15 protein-coding genes are annotated in these 17,957 nt (G+C 57.8%); 2 read left to right on the top strand and 13 right to left on the bottom strand.

Annotated features, from left to right (window positions below):
- The first annotated feature begins 58 nt into the window (after nt 1–58).
- Entirely contained in the window at nt 59–919 is an 861-nt protein-coding gene (gene cho / locus ACX3P5_RS07575) for an excinuclease Cho (RefSeq protein ID WP_233984498.1), read from the top strand.
- Nucleotides 920–997: 78 nt separating this feature from the next.
- On the opposite strand, the gene spy is transcribed toward cho, so the two are convergent.
- The 13 genes from spy to ACX3P5_RS07510 all read right to left on the bottom strand — a co-directional run bounded on the left by spy (nt 998) and on the right by ACX3P5_RS07510 (nt 16,708).
- Nucleotides 998–1,495, bottom strand: coding sequence for an ATP-independent periplasmic protein-refolding chaperone Spy (gene spy / locus ACX3P5_RS07570; RefSeq protein ID WP_233984499.1), 498 nt, complete (start codon nt 1,493–1,495; stop codon nt 998–1,000).
- A gap of 297 nt (nt 1,496–1,792) precedes the next feature.
- Nucleotides 1,793–2,788 carry a succinylglutamate desuccinylase gene (gene astE / locus ACX3P5_RS07565; RefSeq protein WP_233984500.1) on the bottom strand — a complete coding sequence of 332 codons (996 nt, stop codon included), beginning with the start codon at nt 2,786–2,788 and terminating at the stop codon, nt 1,793–1,795.
- 50 nt (nt 2,789–2,838) lie between these two features.
- Complete coding sequence (astB, locus tag ACX3P5_RS07560) at nt 2,839–4,167, bottom strand: N-succinylarginine dihydrolase (RefSeq protein ID WP_458968505.1); 1,329 nt, start codon at nt 4,165–4,167, stop codon at nt 2,839–2,841.
- Entirely contained in the window at nt 4,164–5,633 is a 1,470-nt protein-coding gene (gene astD, locus ACX3P5_RS07555) for a succinylglutamate-semialdehyde dehydrogenase (protein WP_458968504.1), read from the bottom strand. Before astD ends, astB begins: the two co-directional genes overlap by 4 nt.
- Entirely contained in the window at nt 5,630–6,661 is a 1,032-nt protein-coding gene (gene astA / locus ACX3P5_RS07550; protein WP_458968503.1) for an arginine N-succinyltransferase, read from the bottom strand. The genes astD and astA overlap by 4 nt, the downstream gene beginning before the upstream one ends.
- Nucleotides 6,658–7,878 (bottom strand): aspartate aminotransferase family protein, encoded by a 1,221-nt coding sequence (locus ACX3P5_RS07545; RefSeq protein WP_233984504.1) that lies wholly within the window; start codon nt 7,876–7,878, stop codon nt 6,658–6,660. Before ACX3P5_RS07545 ends, astA begins: the two co-directional genes overlap by 4 nt.
- Before the next feature lie 1,111 nt (nt 7,879–8,989).
- The gene (locus ACX3P5_RS07540) at nt 8,990–10,441 is read right to left on the bottom strand and encodes a YchO/YchP family invasin (protein WP_233984505.1); all 1,452 of its coding nucleotides are present in this window, start codon (nt 10,439–10,441) and stop codon (nt 8,990–8,992) included.
- A 171-nt stretch (nt 10,442–10,612) separates the two neighbouring features.
- Nucleotides 10,613–11,410, bottom strand: a complete 798-nt coding sequence (locus ACX3P5_RS07535; protein ID WP_233984506.1) for an SDR family oxidoreductase — start codon at nt 11,408–11,410, stop codon at nt 10,613–10,615.
- A gap of 11 nt (nt 11,411–11,421) precedes the next feature.
- Nucleotides 11,422–12,489 (bottom strand): ABC transporter permease, encoded by a 1,068-nt coding sequence (locus tag ACX3P5_RS07530; protein WP_233984507.1) that lies wholly within the window; start codon nt 12,487–12,489, stop codon nt 11,422–11,424.
- A gap of 226 nt (nt 12,490–12,715) precedes the next feature.
- The gene (locus ACX3P5_RS07525) at nt 12,716–14,248 is read right to left on the bottom strand and encodes a sugar ABC transporter ATP-binding protein (protein ID WP_336755079.1); all 1,533 of its coding nucleotides are present in this window, start codon (nt 14,246–14,248) and stop codon (nt 12,716–12,718) included.
- Nucleotides 14,249–14,258: 10 nt separating this feature from the next.
- A complete protein-coding gene (locus ACX3P5_RS07520; protein ID WP_233984509.1) occupies nt 14,259–14,870 on the bottom strand; it encodes a DUF2291 family protein in 612 nt (203 codons plus the stop codon).
- 49 nt (nt 14,871–14,919) lie between these two features.
- The gene (locus ACX3P5_RS07515; protein ID WP_233984510.1) at nt 14,920–15,855 is read right to left on the bottom strand and encodes a D-ribose ABC transporter substrate-binding protein; all 936 of its coding nucleotides are present in this window, start codon (nt 15,853–15,855) and stop codon (nt 14,920–14,922) included.
- A gap of 55 nt (nt 15,856–15,910) precedes the next feature.
- The gene (locus ACX3P5_RS07510) at nt 15,911–16,708 is read right to left on the bottom strand and encodes a GolD/DthD family dehydrogenase (protein ID WP_458968502.1); all 798 of its coding nucleotides are present in this window, start codon (nt 16,706–16,708) and stop codon (nt 15,911–15,913) included.
- Between the two features lie 349 nt (nt 16,709–17,057).
- Here ACX3P5_RS07510 and ACX3P5_RS07505 point away from each other — a divergent pair, with 349 nt between their 5' ends.
- Entirely contained in the window at nt 17,058–17,870 is an 813-nt protein-coding gene (locus ACX3P5_RS07505) for a DeoR/GlpR family DNA-binding transcription regulator (RefSeq protein WP_336755076.1), read from the top strand.
- Nucleotides 17,871–17,957 lie beyond the last annotated feature (87 nt).

Below are 17,957 nucleotides of genomic sequence, written 5' to 3'. Positions count from 1 at the left end.
TGGCGATCATTTCACCTGCCTGTTATGCTGTATGGACAACCAGTAAATGGAGTCCATCTTGGTCAGACGTGCTGCAACGCACCGCCTCGAATTCGACGCGGCTGCAATTTATCAATATCCCGAACACCTGCGTGAGTGGCTGGAAGGCCTGCCCAATCAGCCCGGCGTCTATACCTTTCACGGCGAAAGTGATTCGCTGCCGCTCTACATTGGCAAAAGCGTTAACCTGCGCTCGCGGGTGATGTCGCATTTCCGCACCCCGGACGAGGCGAAAATGCTGCGCCAGTCGCGGCGCGTCAGCTGGATCCCAACCGCGGGCGATCTCGGCGCGCTGCTGCTGGAAGCGCAGATGATTAAAACGCAGCAGCCGCTGTTTAATAAGCGCCTGCGTAAAAACCGCCAGCTCTGCTCGTTGCAGATTACCGACGGTAAACCGCAGGTGGTTTACGCCAAAGATCTCGACTTCAGCCAGTCGCCCAATTTGTTTGGCCTCTATCGTAGCCGCTTTGCTGCGATAGAGCGGCTGAAGCAGCTGGCCGATGAGTATCAGCTCTGTCACGGTTTGCTCGGGCTGGAAGCGCTCAGTGCTCAGCGCGGCTGTTTCCGTTCCGCGCTGCGCCGCTGTGCCGGTGCCTGCTGCGGCAAAGAGCCGGTCAGCGATCATCAGGATCGGTTGCTGGAAGCGCTGGAAAATGTACGGGTCTTTTGCTGGCCGTGGCAGGGCGCGGTCGGGCTGGTCGAGGAAGGCAAACAGATGACTCAAATCCACGTCATCGATCACTGGTTTTACCTTGGCTCGGTCAGCAATATCGAGGAAGCGAAAACGTTGCAGCGTCCCAAAGGGGGTTTCGATCACGACGGTTACAAGATCCTCTGCCGACCGATTCTGTCGGGCGATTATCCTATCCTGCCGCTGTAAATAAAAAAAACCGCCGACGCTGCCCACTTACTGTCAGTGGACAAGGCCGGCGGTCTCAGACCGTTCGCTTAACGAAAATTATTCAGCGGGTGCGGCTGGCGGTGCCATTTTGTCATCGTGCGGACGTTTCTCAGTCAGACGCTTTTCAAAATTGGCGTTGTACTGCTTCTTCTGCTCTGGCGTCAGCACGTTATAGAGTTTGTTCTGGGTTTCCAGCATTTTCAGCGCATGATCTTTCGCATTGGCGGTCATTTTTTCCGCCTGCGCTTCAGCTTTGCTCTGATCGAAGCTGTCCGCGGCAACAATGCTGTGCATCGCACGGCGCTCTTCCAGCGACGGTCGTTTCATCTCTTTGCGGCTCTCTTTCATGATGTCACGTATCTGGGTTTTCTGTGCGTCAGTCAGGTTCAGACCTTTAAACATCATCTCCATGCCGCCGTGACGCATTGGCGGTTTATGCATCGCTTTTTCACTGCCAGCTGGCGGTGGCGTCAGGTTATCAGCGGCGGCGTGAACGGCGCTGGCCGCGCCAAATGCCAGTGAAGAAGCCAGTAACAGGGAAGTCAGTTTGCGCATAATAGTGTCCTTATTATTGATTCGGGATTATGACGACAGCACTCTGTCGCGTCTTCGGAAACAAGCATACGATGCTGAACGTCAACAACTCAGAGGCTGAGTAAAGCCGTGAAAGCATAAAAGACAAAAATCAGGCAATCATGAAGAGAATGCGAAGAAAGGCGTGAGGAATTGCAAAACTTTATGAATTTAAAGCGAATCTGGCAGAAATCATGGAGAGGTGTGCGGGGAGTGTAAGGGTAATGGCAGGAAAGCGGAAGTAAAACTCCCGCCTGTTTTCGCTGAATTTGCCCGACGTCAGATCGGCAGCGCCTGAGTCTGTTCGCCCTCTTCAATCAGCATCAATCCGGCGCGCAGGCCGGCAGCGACATTGGGGTTGGGAAACAGAACATACTCGCGCGCCTGCTGGACGTAATAGCGGGTCTCCCCATCCTCCGCCAGCAGCGCGCCCTGCGGAAAGGCGGTGAAGTTGAGCGTTTCCGGTGACATGTGGAGCTGGAAATGTTCACTCAGCCGGGTAATCTGCTGCGCCACCCGGTAGTGACGCGGTGTGGAGGTCGCCGGTGGCAGCGCATCGCCGTATAGCAGGGCCGCCAGCGCCTGCTGCGTCGCGCTGAACTGCGTGAGATCGTTCGCGCCAAACGGCAGCGCTTTGCCCAGCTCCAGCGTACAGCTAGCCGCCCCGAAGTGCTCGCAGCTGAAATGGGTAAAGGTACCGCCCGGCGAACGGTGGAATACCAGCGCCTCCAGACCGGCAGCCGCCAGCCATTTGAGAAACTCAGGCGGCCACGGACGCTCATTGTGCGGCATCACGCCGAAGCGTGGATGATAAGAACCGCGAATCGCGGTGTGCATATCAAGGTGCCAGCGTGTCTCATCGCATTCGCCGACCTGCCAGAAGGTCTCCAGTGTCTGCTCCAGACGCAGCACGCGACGGGCTTCGTCACCGTCATCAATCTGCTGCCAGCGTCCGCCAAACAGCCGGTTAATATCATAGCGAACGTAGCGTTTGCCGCTGCGTAGCGCCGAGGGATTGCCGAGGATCACCAGCATCCGCTGCTGCAGCGGCTTCTCGCCCCGCAACAGCGGATTAATCACCTGATTGAGAATTTCGACCGGCGCGGTTTCGTTACCGTGAATACCGGCTGACAATACCAGCGCCTGCTTAACCGGCACCGTCGGTTCCATTAACAGAATGCCGTGATACAACCACTGCCAGCGAAGATGCGCCGTTTCACCACTACGCTTACGCGGCGCCTCGCCGGACAGCGTTTGCTGTAAAAAGTCCTGCATCGTTCCTCCTTTGAGCCTGAAGTGAGCGGCAGCCGCTGCTGCCGCGCCCTTCACTGCTGAAATGCATACACATTTCCTAAGTCTAGCAGCTTCGTTAATTCATCCAGCGCTTCACGTCCTTCGCGCAGTAACTGCGGATCGACCAGATCGGCCTGCGTCAGGCGATCGCGATAGTGGCGATCAACCCATTGGTTCAGCCGGGTAAATAGCCGATCGTTCATTATTACAGCGGGATTCACCGCCTGCTGCTCCTGTGGCGTCAGCACCACCCGCAAACGCAGGCAGGCCGGTCCGCCTCCGTTATACATGCTTTCACGCAGATCAAACACCTTCAATGCCTTGAGCGCACCCTCACTCTCCACCTGCTCGCACAAATAGTCCCAGACGCCCGCATGCTGGCGCGACTCTTCCGGCAGCACCAGCAGCATACTGCCGTCAGGCTGGCTCAGCAGCTGGCTGTTAAACAGATAGGTGTTGACCGCGTCTTTGACCGATACCCGACTTTCCGGCACTTCCAGTGCCACAAATCCCGGCACCCGCGCCTGTAGCCGGGCCAGTAACGCAGGCTGGTCGACAAACGCCTGCTGGTGACAGAACAACATCTGCTGATTGCTCACGGCTATCACGTCATTATGAAACACACCCTGATCGATAACCGCCGGGTTTTGCTGCGCGAACATCACCTGTTCGGCCGGGAGCTGATGCAGTCGCGCCACCGCTTCACTGGCTTCGCGCGTCTGACGGGCCGGATACCGCTGCGGCGCCCTGCCTTCATGGCTGCTGTCACGACCATAAACAAACAGCTGCAGGCCCGGCTCGCCATACGCACCGCCGAGCCGGTTATGGTTGGCCGCGCCCTCATCACCAAACATCGCCACCTGCGGCAAGGCATCATGCACGCTAAAGTGGCGACTATCGCGGAAGATGGCGCGCAACAGTAATGCGGTCTCCGGCGCTTCCATCGCCCGATGAAATTTATTATTGAGGTTAGCCACGGTCAGATGGACCCGCCCATCGCCACTGTCAGCCGACGGCGAGACCGTGGCGGCATTCGCCACCCACATCGCCGAAGCGGAGCTGGCGGCCGAAAGTAAACCTGGTGCGGTTTTTCCGGCGTGGGCCAGCACCTGCTCATCGCTGCCGCTGAAGCCTAACTGGCGCAGCGCGCCGATGTTGGGTCGCTCATGCGGCGGAATAACGCCTTGCAGATAGCCCATATCCGCCAGCGCTTTCATCTTCAGCAGGCCCTGCTTTGCCGCCAGCCGGGGGTTCGACGGCTGCAGCTGATTGCGGGTCGAAGCCTCATTGCCAAACGACAAGCCGGCGTAATGGTGGGTTAAACCCACCAGCCCATCAAAGTTCGCTTCCACTGCACTCATTTCGCCGCTCCCTGAGGTGAAAAATCGAGTCCCGGCGAGAGTGAGGCAGGCAGCGTCAGATCCGCCGTTTCCAGCGAGGCCATCGGCCAGGCGCAGTAATCGGCGGCGTACCAGGCGCTGGCGCGATGGTTGCCTGACGCGCCAATGCCGCCAAACGGCGCGGTACTGGCTGCACCGGTCAGCGGTTTATTCCAGTTTACGATACCCGCTCGTGCCTCAAGCAGCAGCTGATCGAACTGGGCGCGGGAGGGCGAAATCAGGCCGCACGACAGACCGTAGCGCGTCTGATTAGCCAGCCGGATCGCCTGATCGTAATCGTCATAGCGAATCACGCCCAGCAGCGGACCAAACACCTCTTCATCCGCCACGCCCGCGACATCGGTTAAATCGATGATGCCAGGCGTCAGCAGTGCGCTGTGGCGATCCGGCCAGCGCATCGCCAGCAGCACTTTGCCGCCCGCCGTCACCCGCTGTTGCCATTCCCCGAAAATCTTTTCCGCCGCGCCGGTCGAAATAACGCTGCCCATAAACGGCTGCGGCTCAGCGTTCCAGCCGCCCGGCTGCAAACGACCGGCGACCTCCACCAGACGCTGTAAAAACGCATCGCCCGCTGCGCCGCGTTTCACCAGCAGGCGACGGGCGCAGGTGCAGCGCTGACCGGCGGTAATGAACGCCGACTGCAACGCAATGTGGACCGCGGCGTCAATATCGGCCGGATCTTCAACAATCAGCGCATTGTTGCCGCCCATCTCCAGCGCCAGCATCTTTTCAGGCTGTCCGGCAAACTGGCGGTGCAGCTGGTAACCGGTATGCGCGCTGCCGGTAAACAGCAGGCCATCAATCTGGCTATCCGCAGCCAGCGCCTGACCGGTTTCCCGGCCGCCCTGCAGCAGCGCCAGCACACCGGCTGGCAGGCCAGCCGCCAGCCAGAGCTGCACGGTTTTCTCAGCCGTCAGCGGCGTCAACTCACTGGGTTTGAACACCACGCAGTTACCGGCCAGCAGCGCCGGAACGATATGACCGTTCGGCAGATGGCCGGGGAAATTATAGGGACCAAATACCGCCAGCACCCCATGCGGACGATGGCGCAGGCTGCTCTCGCCGTCCGCCTGTTCGCCAGTGCGGCTATGCCAGGCCTTCACCGAAATGGCAATTTTATTGATCATCGCGCCGACTTCAGTCAGCGCTTCCCAGCGTGGCTTGCCGGTTTCGCGGGCGATGGTTTCCGCCAGCTCAGCTTTGTGTGCTTCCAGCTGTGCGGCAAACTTTTCTACCGTCGCCTGACGCTCGGCAAACGGACGTCTGGCCCAGCCGGGAAAGGCCGTGCGTGCCGCCCCGCAGGCGGCGCTGACCTGGGCTGGCGAAGCTGCCACGCCCTGCCACAGCGTATCGCCACTGACCGGGTCAGTTTTGACCAACGCCTCTGCTTCGCCGCGCAGCCATTGTCTATTAATCAGGTGGGTCATACTTTTTTCTCCTCACTGCAAAGCGGCACGACGCGCAGGCTATCGCCCGGCTGGCAGTGCAACGCCCGCATCTGTTCATCCGTCAGGTGCACGCAGTCGCCATCCGCTTCGGCCGGTATCAGCGCCACGCGAAACTGGCGATAATTGTGGTTAGCGACCAGGCATAGCGGCGCATCGTGGCGGTTTTCGCCCGATTCAGCGCAGCGCAGGCGGCTTTTGCATACCGCCCGGATACGATCGATGTCGCACTCCAGCGTCGGGCCGCCGTCAAAGATGTCGACATAGTTGAGGTAGCGGAAACCTTCCGCCTCCAGCACGGCGCGGGCTGGCGCAGTTTTGGGATGTACCTCGCCAATTACCGCCTGTGCCTCTGGCGACAGATAGTGAATATAGAGCGGATGTTTTGGCATCAGCTCGGCGATAAAGGATTTCTGACCGGTGCCGCTCAGGAAGTCCGCTTTGCTGAACTCCATCGAGAAGAACCGGCTGCCGACGCTCTCCCAGAATGGCGAATGTCCCTGCTCATCGCTGACGCCGCGCATCTCAGCCACCACCCGATCCATGAAGCGTTCGCGGAAGTTAGCCATAAACAGAAAGCGCGACTTCGACAGCAGGTAGCCGTTTTTGCCGTCGCGGTAGTCCGGGTCGAGAAACAGCGTACAGAGCTCGCTGCTGCCGGTGTGGTCGTTACTCAGCGACAGCGTAGGCAGCGCGGCATAGACATTCAGCTCTTTGGAGGCGTGTACCTGGGTACCGACCCGGAAGTTATACCAGGGATCCTGCAGGCCGACCGCCACTTCAATGGCGCAAATGCCCACGGCCCGATTGTCCTCACTGTCGGCCAGCACAAACACGTAGCCCTGCTCGGCGCGCGGCAGCGTATCCTGCCAGGTTTGCAGCGATCGATCGATGCGCGCCTGCAACGTGGCGCTATCCACCGGCAGCGAGGTCAGCCCGCCGCCGGTTTTACCGGCCAGCGCCAGTAGCTGGCTCAGGTCGTCGCGTTCAACCGGACGGATCACCATCATGATGCGGACCCTCGTACCAGGCTTTCACACACCTCGGCGAAGCGCGCCATGCCCAGCTTCACTTCCTGCTCACTGATGTTGAGCGCCGGCGCGAAACGCACCACACTGGCACCGGCAATCAGCACCATCACGCCCATTTCAGCCGCCGCGAGATTAATCTGCTTCGCTTTGCCGGCGAAATCGTCGTTCAGAACCGCACCAATCAGCAGACCCAGACCGCGCACCTCTTTAAACAGATGCAGCCGTTGGTTGATCTCATTAAGTGCCGCAACGATCCACTGGTGACGCTCGGTCACGCCCGCCATCAGGGCCGGTTGATTGATCAGCTCCATCACTTTTCCCGCCACCGCGCCGGCCAGCGGATTGCCGCCGTAGGTAGTGCCGTGGGTGCCGACACCCATCACCAGCGCGAGATCCTCACGCGTCAGCATCGCCCCAATCGGGAAGCCGCCGCCAAGCGCTTTCGCGCTGGTCAGCACGTCTGGCGTCACGCCGTAGTGCATATAGGCGTAAAGCGAACCAGTGCGGCCAACGCCGCTTTGCACTTCGTCAAAAATCAGCACCGCGTTGTGCTTATCGCACAGTTCACGCAGGCCACGCAGAAAGGCCGGTTCGGCCGGTACCACGCCGCCTTCGCCCTGAATCGGTTCGACGATCACCGCACAGGTCGTGTCGTTAATCAGGGCGGCCGCAGCGGCCAGGTCGTTAAAAGGCGCATGCTGGATATCTGGCGGCAACGGCGCAAAATCTTTTGAATAGGCGGGCTGACCGCCAGCCGAAACGGTAAACAGCGTGCGGCCGTGGAAGGCATTATTAAAGGCAACGATGCCGCTTTTAGCCGGGCCAAAGCGATCGTGCGCCACTTTACGCGCCAGCTTCAGCGCGGCTTCGTTCGCCTCAGCACCGGAGTTACAGAAGAACACACGGTCCGCAAAGGTGGCGTCGATCAGCTGCTTAGCCAGACGCAGAATCGGCTCATTGGTATAACCGTTACCGGTATGCCATAAACGTGCGGCCTGTTCCTGCAACGCCTGCTGTAATGCCGGATGCGCATGGCCTAACGCATTGACGGCTATGCCACCGGCGAAATCGATGTAATCCTTGCCGTTCTGATCCCAGACGGTTGACCCTTCAGCGCGAACCGGCACAAATGTGGCGGGCGCATACACCGGCATCATCCATTGATCGAAATCGTGACGCGAAACCTGCAGTGACATAACCGACTCTCCTGCTTACCCGGCTGGGTAAATATTTTGTTTTAAAATTGTTAAAGGATGTTGTGAAGCTGCTCTACTGTAGAGTGCAGATAGCGTGCCAGCCAAGGAGATTAATGCATAAAATCGTCCTGCAAACGGATTATCAATAACTTAGCCACTGACACTATTCACTTATTTTGCATATATAGTGAATAATTGTCTTATCGCAGCGGCAGCGCCGGGTTTTAATCAGCAGAATTATGCATTTATGGCAGGAAATATCGCTTTTGTGATCGCTGATAAATTATCTGTCCAAAAAAGGTCAACCGTTGCCCTGTTTTGGCGCAAAAGGCTACCAGACGGTGCAACAGAAGCGTGGCTATAAAGGGGTTATGCGGCGGAAGGCGTCAGGAAAGAGAAAAGTATCTTCATATGGCCTGCCATATCAGCGAGGTGACCTCGCCGACGATGCCAGCCATTAACATTGTCGCAGCGCTGTGCGGCAAATATGCGTAATTGTGGAGCAAAACAGTGGGGTGAACCGGTTACTGATTAGGCTGAATCAGTGAGTGCCTCGCCGCATCCGATAGAGCGGATCACGGGTTCTGGGTAAGGAGGTTGGCGACTCAAAACGTTTCACTGCTTCCGCCTGTTGTTTCCTTTGCAGAATCTCATAATCCCTTTCCGGGTCCGTTGATTTTTCTATCGAAGAACAACCTGCGACTAACAGAGAACATAGCGGCAGAAGAAAGCGTATTTTCATGTGCAACTCGCTGAGGTGGCTTAAACATGGCGAGGTAACGACGAGACTGATGTCGATATCTCTCTCATCTTCACGCCAGGTTAACCATGCTGTAAGCGCATCGGATAAAGGTGATGCTGGCCCGACACGGTACAATTAGCCGATACGCCCGTTAGCAGGCACGCTTAAAGGCTGAGCCTGCGCCGGTTTATCTTCAGATCTGTAGCTTTTCACCTGGATATTGATGGGGTTATCGCCAGGACAAGTAACAACAGGCCATCAGATTAGCCGGTACCTTAGCGCAGGGCGCGGACGGCAGCGCTGCGGTATTTCACCTTACAACGCGACACATCAACGCAGCTGCAACAGTATTACACTTCAGCACGATGGCTACAGCGCCACACCCGAAACGCCGGCTGGTGCCATCAGATCGTAACGCTCATCCGGTGACGGTGGGTCCATCGCCATTGGCGGCTGGATTTTCAGGGTGATCCAGTTTGAGGTCACACGCTGTTGCTTGTTGTCTTCCAGCGTGACTGACAGCCGGTATTCGTTGCTGGCACCCGGCGAATCATCCCACTGCGGTAAAATGACGCTCCAGCCCTGCGGATCGGCATTATTGGCAGGTGGTGTCAGGCTCAGGGCCTGGGTATCGCCCTGCCAGCTAACGGCTTTAATCGGATTACTGGCGCGCACCTGCAGCTTCAGCGGCAGACTTTCACCGGCGTTCAATTGCCACGGCGGCGTCGCGAGGAACACCGACAGGGTTTTGCGCTGGCGGAATGAGAGCACCGGCGTATCGCTGCGGGTCACAGTATCGTAACGACTGCCGCGCAGCGAGTGCGCTTCAGCAACGTTACTGGCATCCAGCTGGCGGCTCAGCGCCACACCGAAGCGGTAATTGAGCTTCAGGCCGAGCTGATCCTGACTTTCTCCGGCACTGCTGGTTTTATGGGTCGCGGACAGCGTCACCAGCGGCACCGGCGTATAGGAGAGGCCAAATGCCATTGCGGAGGGATTATGGTAGCGGTTGCCGCTGTTAAACAGATCGACATTTTCGCCGAGATATTGCTGGTAGCTCACCGAGACGCCAAGCTGACGATAGAACGGCAGATAGCTCTGGCTGGTGATGTCGTAACCGCGCGCCATGCGCTGCTGCTGTGAATCGCCGAGATTTTTCCAGCCTGACAGCGGCATATAGTAGTTGGCGGAGAGGCGCAGATTGTCGCTCCAGGCCTCGGTCCCCAGCGAGGCACGCTGCAGGCCGCTGCTGAAAATGCGATCGACAAAACCGTTGTAGCCCAGCAGCCAGTTGCCTGCATCCCAGCGTTGCCCCAGCCCGGCATTCCCCACCAGCCCGTCGCCGGTGTCGTGTACTCCGAGCTGGCTGAAGGTGAGCATACTGTTCTCATCGGCCAGCGCACTGAACAGATCGCCACCGGTGCCGGTAAAGTTACCGTTCATGTCCACCATCAGATCGAGCTGTGCGGTGCCGTACGGGGAGAGCAGTGACTGCCCTTCGCTCTCGACCCGATCGGCCACCTCATCACGCAGATGATTAAAGGCCCAGACGCCAGCCTGCTGTCCAAAGGAGACGTCACTGTCACTGTTGTTACTCGCTTCACCAATACTTTTGGCGACCGCCGCCAGTTTTTTGCTCCACTCTTCATCCTGCTCAGCGCTGCTGCCCAGCGACGGCAATGCGTCCAGCGACTGACGATAGCGAGCAGGATCGTCAAATGGCGTCTCAGACACCTGTGTTTCGGTCTGGAGCGCGCGAACAGGCTGCAGCGTCAGCAGCACCGGTGCGAACAAAGAGAGAATCACTGTTTTTCGTATCATGTCACCAGGCATTCAGATTAAGGTTTAGTGGCAGCGGATGAAAAATAACGTGCCTTTACCTTACCATATTGTGACGGCGATACAGGACAGAGGTGACAAATCGTGCATATGCCAGAAAAATCTGACGCAAAAAAAGGCCTGCCGCAGCAAGCCCGGAGTTAATGCGCATCCTCAGGAGAAAATTAATCCGCCATCGACATTGATCGTCTGGCCGGTGATGTAGCGCGCATCCTCAGACGCCAGAAAGGCCACCAGACCGGCGACATCCTCAGGCTGACCGGCGCGCTTCAGCGGAATATTTTGCACCCACTCCGCCATCAGCTCGCCCTTGCCGTAGGTTTTCTGGTCGCTACTGAGGATTTCTCCCCAGACGCGGTCGTTGTAATCCCACATCTCACTCTCAATAATGCCGGGACAAAAAGCGTTGACCGTGATGTGCCAGGGTGCCAGTTCCAGCGCCAGGCTCTGAGTAATGCCGATGACTCCCATTTTGCTGGCGGCGTAGTGCGGCGTGTAGATGAAGCCCTGCCGTCCCTGTCCCGATGAGGTATTGATCAGACTGCCGCTGCGCTGCTTTACCATATACTTCGCCGCTTCGCGACAGCAGAGCCAGACGCCGGTAGTATTCACCGCCAGCACCTTCTCAAAATCACTTTTCGGCATCGTATCGAAGCGATCGATGGTGATCACGCCAGCATTCTGGATCGACACGTCGATCTGGCCAAAGCGATCGGCAGCCTGCTGATAGAGCTGCTGCACCGCCGCCTCATCGGTGACATCCACCTGTAGCGCCAGAATCTCACTGCCGTATTGCTGCTGTAACTGCTCAGCGGTGGCGAAGACGCGGTCGGCGTTGGACACCATCACCAGCTTCGCACCATCGCGGGCAAAGCGGGCTGCAATTCCGGCACCGATGCCGCGACAGGCACCGGTGATTACCACTGTTTTTCCACTAAAATCGCGGGTCATAAACACTCCTGTTAGCTGTGACGAATGTCAGAGAGCGGTGCCGCCTGTAACTTCTTTTCATGGCGACGTAACAGCACCACTTTGCTTTGCAGACGCTGCTGGAACTGGTCAATGACGACGGCGGTCACAATCACCAGCCCTTTAATTACCATCTGCCAGAAATCGCTGACGCCCATCATCACCATGCCGTCAGCCAGAAAGACAATCACGAAGGCGCCAATAATCGAACCGGAAACCCGTCCGCGTCCGCCCGCCAGCGCGGTGCCGCCCAGCACCGTGGCACCAATCGCATCCATCTCAAACATGTTGCCGGTCATCGGATGCGCCGTCTGTAGCTGAGAGGCCACCACCAGCCCGACCAGGCCAGCACACAGGCCAGAAAAGGCGTAGACAAACACTTTGACTTTGATAATCGGCACGCCCGCCAGCCGGGCCGCGGACTCATTGCCGCCGGTGGCGTAGATGTAACGCCCGAGCGGCGTTTTGCGCGTCAGGTAGAGCCCGAGCAGCAGGAAACCGATCATCAGCCAGATCGGGATGTAAACGCCCAGCACCGTGCCGGAGCCAAGCAGCGCAAAGCCGGTATTGCCGAGCGCCGGCAGCCCGACCAGATTGGCGTAGGTGCTGCCGTCGTTGAACAGCAATGCCGCACCGCGCGCCACATACATCATGCCGAGGGTACAGATAAAGGGCGCCACGCCCAGCCGGGTAATCACCGTGCCGTTGATGAATCCCACCAGCACGCCAAAGATCGCCACCACCAGAATCACTTCGGGCACGTTAAGAAACAGCGTATTCCCGCCCCACAACGGCACGCCGTTGGTGAGCAGCGCGCCCGCCACCATGCCGCAGATGCCCGCCACCGCACCCACCGAAAGATCGATACCGCCGGTCAGGATCACCAGCGTCATACCAATCGCCAGCAGGCCAGTAATTGCCACATGCTGAGTCATAATCAGCAGGTTGGAGGGCGTCAGAAAGTTCGGCACCATCACGCTGAAAAAGCCGACCACAATCAGCAGCGCGATGAAAGTGCGCGCCTTCAGCAGGTACATATAGAGCAGATATTTTTGGTTCATGAAGTTCTCCGGCCAGCTTAGGGCCTGGCCCACCAGGCGTAATGGTTGCAGGCAGTCTGGACACGGACAGCGCGGAACAACCAGCCGTACACGCAGTACGTGAGGATTACTCGCTGTGCTCGCCCCTTCAGGGCCGCCCTGACGGGCGTTCAGGTTGCTAAAGCAGCCTGTGTGACCACTGCCCAGCGTCAGACTGACAAATAAAATAGCCCGATGGACCAGGCTTTTAATCCTGCGGGGTTGATGCCGCAATCAGTTGTTCTCGCGTCGCCACGGCACGCGGCAAATCGGCAGTAATCCGGCCATCGGCCATCACCAGGATGCGGTCTGCCAGCGCCATCACCTCATCCAGTTCTGAGGAGGAGAACATGACCGCCAGCCCCTGTTGCGCCAGATTGCCAATCAGATGGTAAACATCGGTTTTTGCGCCGACGTCGATGCCGCGCGTTGGCTCATCCAGCAGCACCACCTGCGGACCGGTCATCAGCGCTTTACCCAGCACCACTTTTTGCTGGTTGCCGCCGCTCAGCGCGGTGATCGGCAGTTCCGCATCGCTGACCTTGATCGACAGATGCCCAATCATCTCATTCACCCGCTGATTCTCCTGAGCCGGCCTGAGCAGCCGTAGCGCATGGCGAAACCCGCGCAGGCTGAGATCGGAGAGCGTCATGTTGGCGGTGATCGACATCAGCTCCACCACGCCTTCCCCTTTACGGTCTTCCGGCACCAGCGCGATACCGCTTTTTAGCCGCTGCTGGAAGCTGCGTTTCGCCAGATCTTTACCCGCCAGCTGCACCTGACCTGACTGACACGGCATCAGGCCAATCAGCCCTTTAAACAGTTCGGTGCGCCCGGCACCCAGCAGACCGTAAATGCCAATCACTTCGCCTTTGCGCAGGGTAAAGGTCACGTCATTCAGGGTGTAACCGCCGTTCTGGTGCAGGGCAGTCAGGCCGTCAACCTGCAATACCGTTTCCCCCTGCGGAGCCGCCTGGTAATCGAACTGCTTCTTCTTATCACCCACCATCTGGGCGATAATCCACGGCACGCTCGCCTCACGCACGTCGCGTTCGCTGATAAAGCGCCCATCGCGGAAGATGGTGATGTGATCGCCAATCTCCATCAGCTCCTCCAGCCGGTGCGAGATATAGATGATGGTGACGCCGCGCCGCTTGAGCTGAGCGATCACGTTAAACAGCACTTTCACCTCGGACTGACTCAGCGCGCTGGTCGGCTCATCCATGATCAATACCCGCGTATCCTTGGAGAGCGCGCGGGCGATTTCCACCAGTTGCTGATGACCGATGCCCAGCTCACCAAGGGGCGCATAAGGGTCAACATCCAGCTCCAGCCGCTCCAGCAGCGTCTTCGCCAGCGCATACTGATATTTTTCGTTGATCACGCCACGCTGGAAAAACTCGTTAGCGATAAAGATGTTGTCCATCACGTTCATGTTGGGGAACAGGTTCAGCTCCTGAAAGATGATACTGATGCCCTGCTTCTCTGCCTGATGGGTCGAGTTAAGCGATACCACCTTACCGTCCAGCAGGATCTCGCCGGATGAGGGCGTTTCGACCCCCGCCAGCATCTTCATCATGGTTGATTTGCCGGCACCGTTTTCGCCAATCAGCACGTTGACTTTATTGCGATAGACCCGGTAGTTAACCTGATCGAGTGCCGTAACGCCGGGATAGAGACGCGACACGTTGCGGGTTTCGATGATCACATCGCTGCTCTGCTGCGGTTGAAGATCTTGCATCTGCCGCTCCTTATTGCCGGCTGATCGACGCCGGAGTGATCTCCGGCAGCGACTGCGGGATGTCCCAGCTACTGAACACGCCGACGACCGTCACCTTATCGCCCACGCCAGGCTTGAATGTCTGCATCAGGCTGGCCGCCTGCTGATTAATCGCTTTGCCGTAATCACCAAACAGCACCTGATCGTTAAAGTCCTGATAGCTCGCGCCCTTATAAGCATCACGCAGCGCGGTCCCGCGAATGATCGGCCCGGTCTGAATAGTGACAGTGTCACCTGATTCATCTTTGACGCTCATCTTGCCGCTGCGGGAAGTGGTGTTTAGCGCGGTGACGTCACCACGAACCGTCACGCTGAATACGCACGGATTTTCCGCCTGGCTGCGGTAGCCATAGGATTGGCAGGCGCTGTCAAAATCTTTCGCCGTCTGCAGCGACTTCATTAACACCGCCAGCGGTTTCGCCTCGGCCGTGAGCTGTGGCACCAGCTTTTGCTGCCAGACCTGATCGATGTTGGCCATCTGTGGATTGGGGGGATTTTTCAGCTCGGCCAGCTGTTGCTGCGACACAATCCGGCAGCCGCTCAGCAGCAGGACCCCCAGTGTCAGCCAGACTCTTCCGGACATCTTCTTCTCCCTGGCGCCCGCTCAGGCAGGCGCGGCGGCGATGAGTGAATTACGATTTGAAGTTGAAATCCTGTACGCCGCTGGCGTTATCCGGCGTAATCAGGATGCCGCGGAACATTACCCGCTGTTTCTCCGGTTTCGCCCCTTTCTGGATATAATTGTCGAGGTCGGTCACGCCCTGCGCCGCAATCGCCTGCGCCTGTAACATCACCGTGGCTTTCAGGGTGCCGGCCTTCACCGCATCCCGTTCGTCATTGCTGCCATCGATCCCCACCACAATCACATCGTTGCGTCCGGCTGCTTTCAGGGCGGCAATGGCCCCCAGCGCCACCGGTCCGTTACCGCAAATCACCCCTTTCACATCCGGATGCGCCTGCAGAATACTGTCCATGATCCGCTTGCCGTCGATCAGCGTTCCTTTGGCATCCTGGCGTGCCACGCTCTGCATATCGCTGTACTGATCCAGCACCTGATGGAACGATTTGGAGCGCGTCACGCAGTTATTGTCGGCCAGGTTACAGGTCAGCTCGGCGTACTTGCCCTTCTCACCCATCTTCTCGACAAACACGTTGGCGACGTCAGAACCGGCCTGGAAGTTGTTATGGGTAATCTGCGCCAGCGCCACGTCATCCACCGGAATTTCACGGTTGATCAGCACCACCGGAATACCGGCATCTTTGGCTTTTTTGATCGCCGCCACGCTGGCGGTAGAGTCGGCGTTGTCCAGCACGATACCCTGCACTTTTTTACCGATGGCGGCGTCGATCAGTTCGCTCTGCTTCTTCACATCTTCGCCGTGCGACAGCACCGAGGTTTTGTAGCCCAGCGCCTGCGCTTTGAGGTTGGCGCCTTTGGCTTCCGAGGCGTAATACGGGTTATCGAGGGAGTTAACCAGAATCATAATGGTGCCTTTCTCGACGGCGAATGCCGCCTGCGAAACCAGACAGGCGGCCACAGCAGTGCACAGCAGGGTACGGTTTTTCATGATGTTCTCTCTTATCGTTATCACTGGGTGTTGATTCCCGGGTGTCAGAGCAGCCTTACCAGATGGTAAATCCGCCATCGATCATCAAATCTGCGCCGGTGATCATGTCGCTGCCGTTGCTGGCAAAAAACAGCACTGCGGCGGCAATCTCATCGGTGTAAGCAAAGCGGCCTAACGGAATCAGTTTCTTCATCTGCTCGCCCTTCTCGCCGCGCCAGGCTTTTTCGCCCATCGGCGTCAGCACCACTGTGGGCGAAAGGGTATTAACGTTGATGCGGTACGGCGCGAACTCTTTCGCCATCACCTTCGTCATGCCGAGCAGTCCCGCTTTGGCCGAGGTGTAGGCGACGTGGTTATCAATGGCGATGGAGGCCGCCTGCGAGGCGATATTGATGATTTTTCCGCCGTTACCCGCCGCGATCATCAGGCGCGCTGCGGCCTGCGAACAGAGAAAAGGGCCAGTGAGATTGACGGCGATCTGCTTCTGCCACTCGGCAAAATCGGTCTCGATCACCGGCTGTAACATCACATACCCGGCGCAGTTCACCAGAATATCGATGCGGCCGTAGTGGGCGATCACCTGGTCAAAGGCCGTCGTAACGGAAGCGGGGTCAGTGACATCACAGCAGACGAAACGCACCCGATCGGCAGCAAACTCCGCCTCAAGGCTGGCTACCTTATCCGCCTCGAACGGCGGATAGAGCAGCGCCAGACGTGCGCCTTTCTCCAGCAACATGCCATTGGTCGCCATCGCAATGCCGCCGAGCCCGCCGGTCACCACCGCGACTTTCTCAGCCAGATTCAGCGCGGTATCCACGCCGTAGCGCAGGTTTACGTCATATTCAGCACTCATCCCACTTATCCCCTCAGTTTTTTGCTGCCGCTCTGGACTCAATCATTTTCGAACAAAAATATAAGCTATCGAAAAGAAATGATATGTGGGGCAGATCAAATTTCGACCATCTGCCTGCTGGCAGGGATTATCTTATTGAAAAGACGTGATCCGGCTTGCAATGCGGAAATAAAAGTGCTGAACCGCATGGATGAAAACTCGGATGATTCAATGACCTGTCGGATATTAACTTTCGTTCGAAAATCAATGTTGCTGCGGGCTATCTCGCATTCATAAAAACGTCGCGTTAAACTCTGCGACAGATCCTTCTTCGCCTGAACCCCTGCGATTGGAAAAGGGAGCATTTCGATTGAAAAGCAAAAGTGAGCAGTTAGCTGATATGCAGCAACGCCGCGAAAAAATTCTGGAGATGATCCGCGAGGATGGCACCGTCACGGTCAAAGCCCTGACCGAGACCTTTGGCCTGACGGAAGCCACCTTGCGCAGCGATCTGCGAATGCTGCAAAAACAGGGCTTTGTCCAGCGCTACCACGGGGGCGCAACCCTGATGACCGGCAAACAGAATACCGGGGCGATGCTGCTTGAGCGGCAGACCCATCTGGAAGAGAAGGAGGCGATTGGCCGGCTGGCAGCCCAGCATATCGAAAATGGCGACACGGTGATTTTCGATTCCGGTACCACCACCACCGCCATCACCGACGCCATGACGCATATCCGCCGGTTGTCGGTGGTCACCACGGCGGTAAATATCGCACTAAAACTGGGCGGCGAGCCCGGCATTAACATACTGCTGACCGGCGGCACCTTTAAGTTTCCGACGCTGTCGACCTCCGGCGAGAAGGCAGCTAACTTTTTCGAAAATGTGTTAGCGGAAAAACTGTTTCTGGCGACCGCCTGCATCTCACCGCGCCTCGGCCTGAGCTTTCCAAGCGAAACCGACATCAAGGTCAAGCTGGCGATGATCCGCTCCGCCAGTACGGTGTATGTGGTGGCCGATTCCAGCAAGATTGATAAAGTTTCAATGTTTGCGCTGCCCTGTGACTGGAGCAATATCCACTATCTGATTACCGATAGCGGCATCAGCCCGGCGCAGGTCAGGGCTTTCGAAACGTTGGGTGTCAGGGTGCTGGTGGCACCGCTGCCGATGAAGCGGGCAATGTAACCGCAATAGCGTCGGCGGGGATCATCACAACGACATGTGGTGCGTCTATGTTGCGATCACGACGCTGAACGTCGCGGTCAGAAAGGT

The sequence above is a fragment of the Pantoea sp. S-LA4 genome (assembly GCF_054482835.1).
The sequence above is the reverse complement of the archived record's forward strand: the minus strand, read 5'-3'. Positions and strand labels throughout refer to the sequence as shown.

Bases quoted from the DNA above. Each gene is read 5' to 3' on its own strand.
- spy (WP_233984499.1), bottom strand. From the start codon at position 1,495: ATGCGCAAACTGACTTCCCTGTTACTGGCTTCTTCACTGGCATTTGGC.
- astE (WP_233984500.1), bottom strand. From the start codon at position 2,788: ATGCAGGACTTTTTACAGCAAACGCTGTCCGGCGAGGCGCCGCGTAAG.
- astB (WP_458968505.1), bottom strand. From the start codon at position 4,167: ATGAGTGCAGTGGAAGCGAACTTTGATGGGCTGGTGGGTTTAACCCAC.
- astD (WP_458968504.1), bottom strand. From the start codon at position 5,633: ATGACCCACCTGATTAATAGACAATGGCTGCGCGGCGAAGCAGAGGCG.
- astA (WP_458968503.1), bottom strand. From the start codon at position 6,661: ATGATGGTGATCCGTCCGGTTGAACGCGACGACCTGAGCCAGCTACTG.
- ACX3P5_RS07545 (WP_233984504.1), bottom strand. From the start codon at position 7,878: ATGTCACTGCAGGTTTCGCGTCACGATTTCGATCAATGGATGATGCCG.
- ACX3P5_RS07540 (WP_233984505.1), bottom strand. From the start codon at position 10,441: ATGATACGAAAAACAGTGATTCTCTCTTTGTTCGCACCGGTGCTGCTG.
- ACX3P5_RS07535 (WP_233984506.1), bottom strand. From the start codon at position 11,410: ATGACCCGCGATTTTAGTGGAAAAACAGTGGTAATCACCGGTGCCTGT.
- ACX3P5_RS07530 (WP_233984507.1), bottom strand. From the start codon at position 12,489: ATGAACCAAAAATATCTGCTCTATATGTACCTGCTGAAGGCGCGCACT.
- ACX3P5_RS07525 (WP_336755079.1), bottom strand. From the start codon at position 14,248: ATGCAAGATCTTCAACCGCAGCAGAGCAGCGATGTGATCATCGAAACC.
- ACX3P5_RS07520 (WP_233984509.1), bottom strand. From the start codon at position 14,870: ATGTCCGGAAGAGTCTGGCTGACACTGGGGGTCCTGCTGCTGAGCGGC.
- ACX3P5_RS07515 (WP_233984510.1), bottom strand. From the start codon at position 15,855: ATGAAAAACCGTACCCTGCTGTGCACTGCTGTGGCCGCCTGTCTGGTT.
- ACX3P5_RS07510 (WP_458968502.1), bottom strand. From the start codon at position 16,708: ATGAGTGCTGAATATGACGTAAACCTGCGCTACGGCGTGGATACCGCG.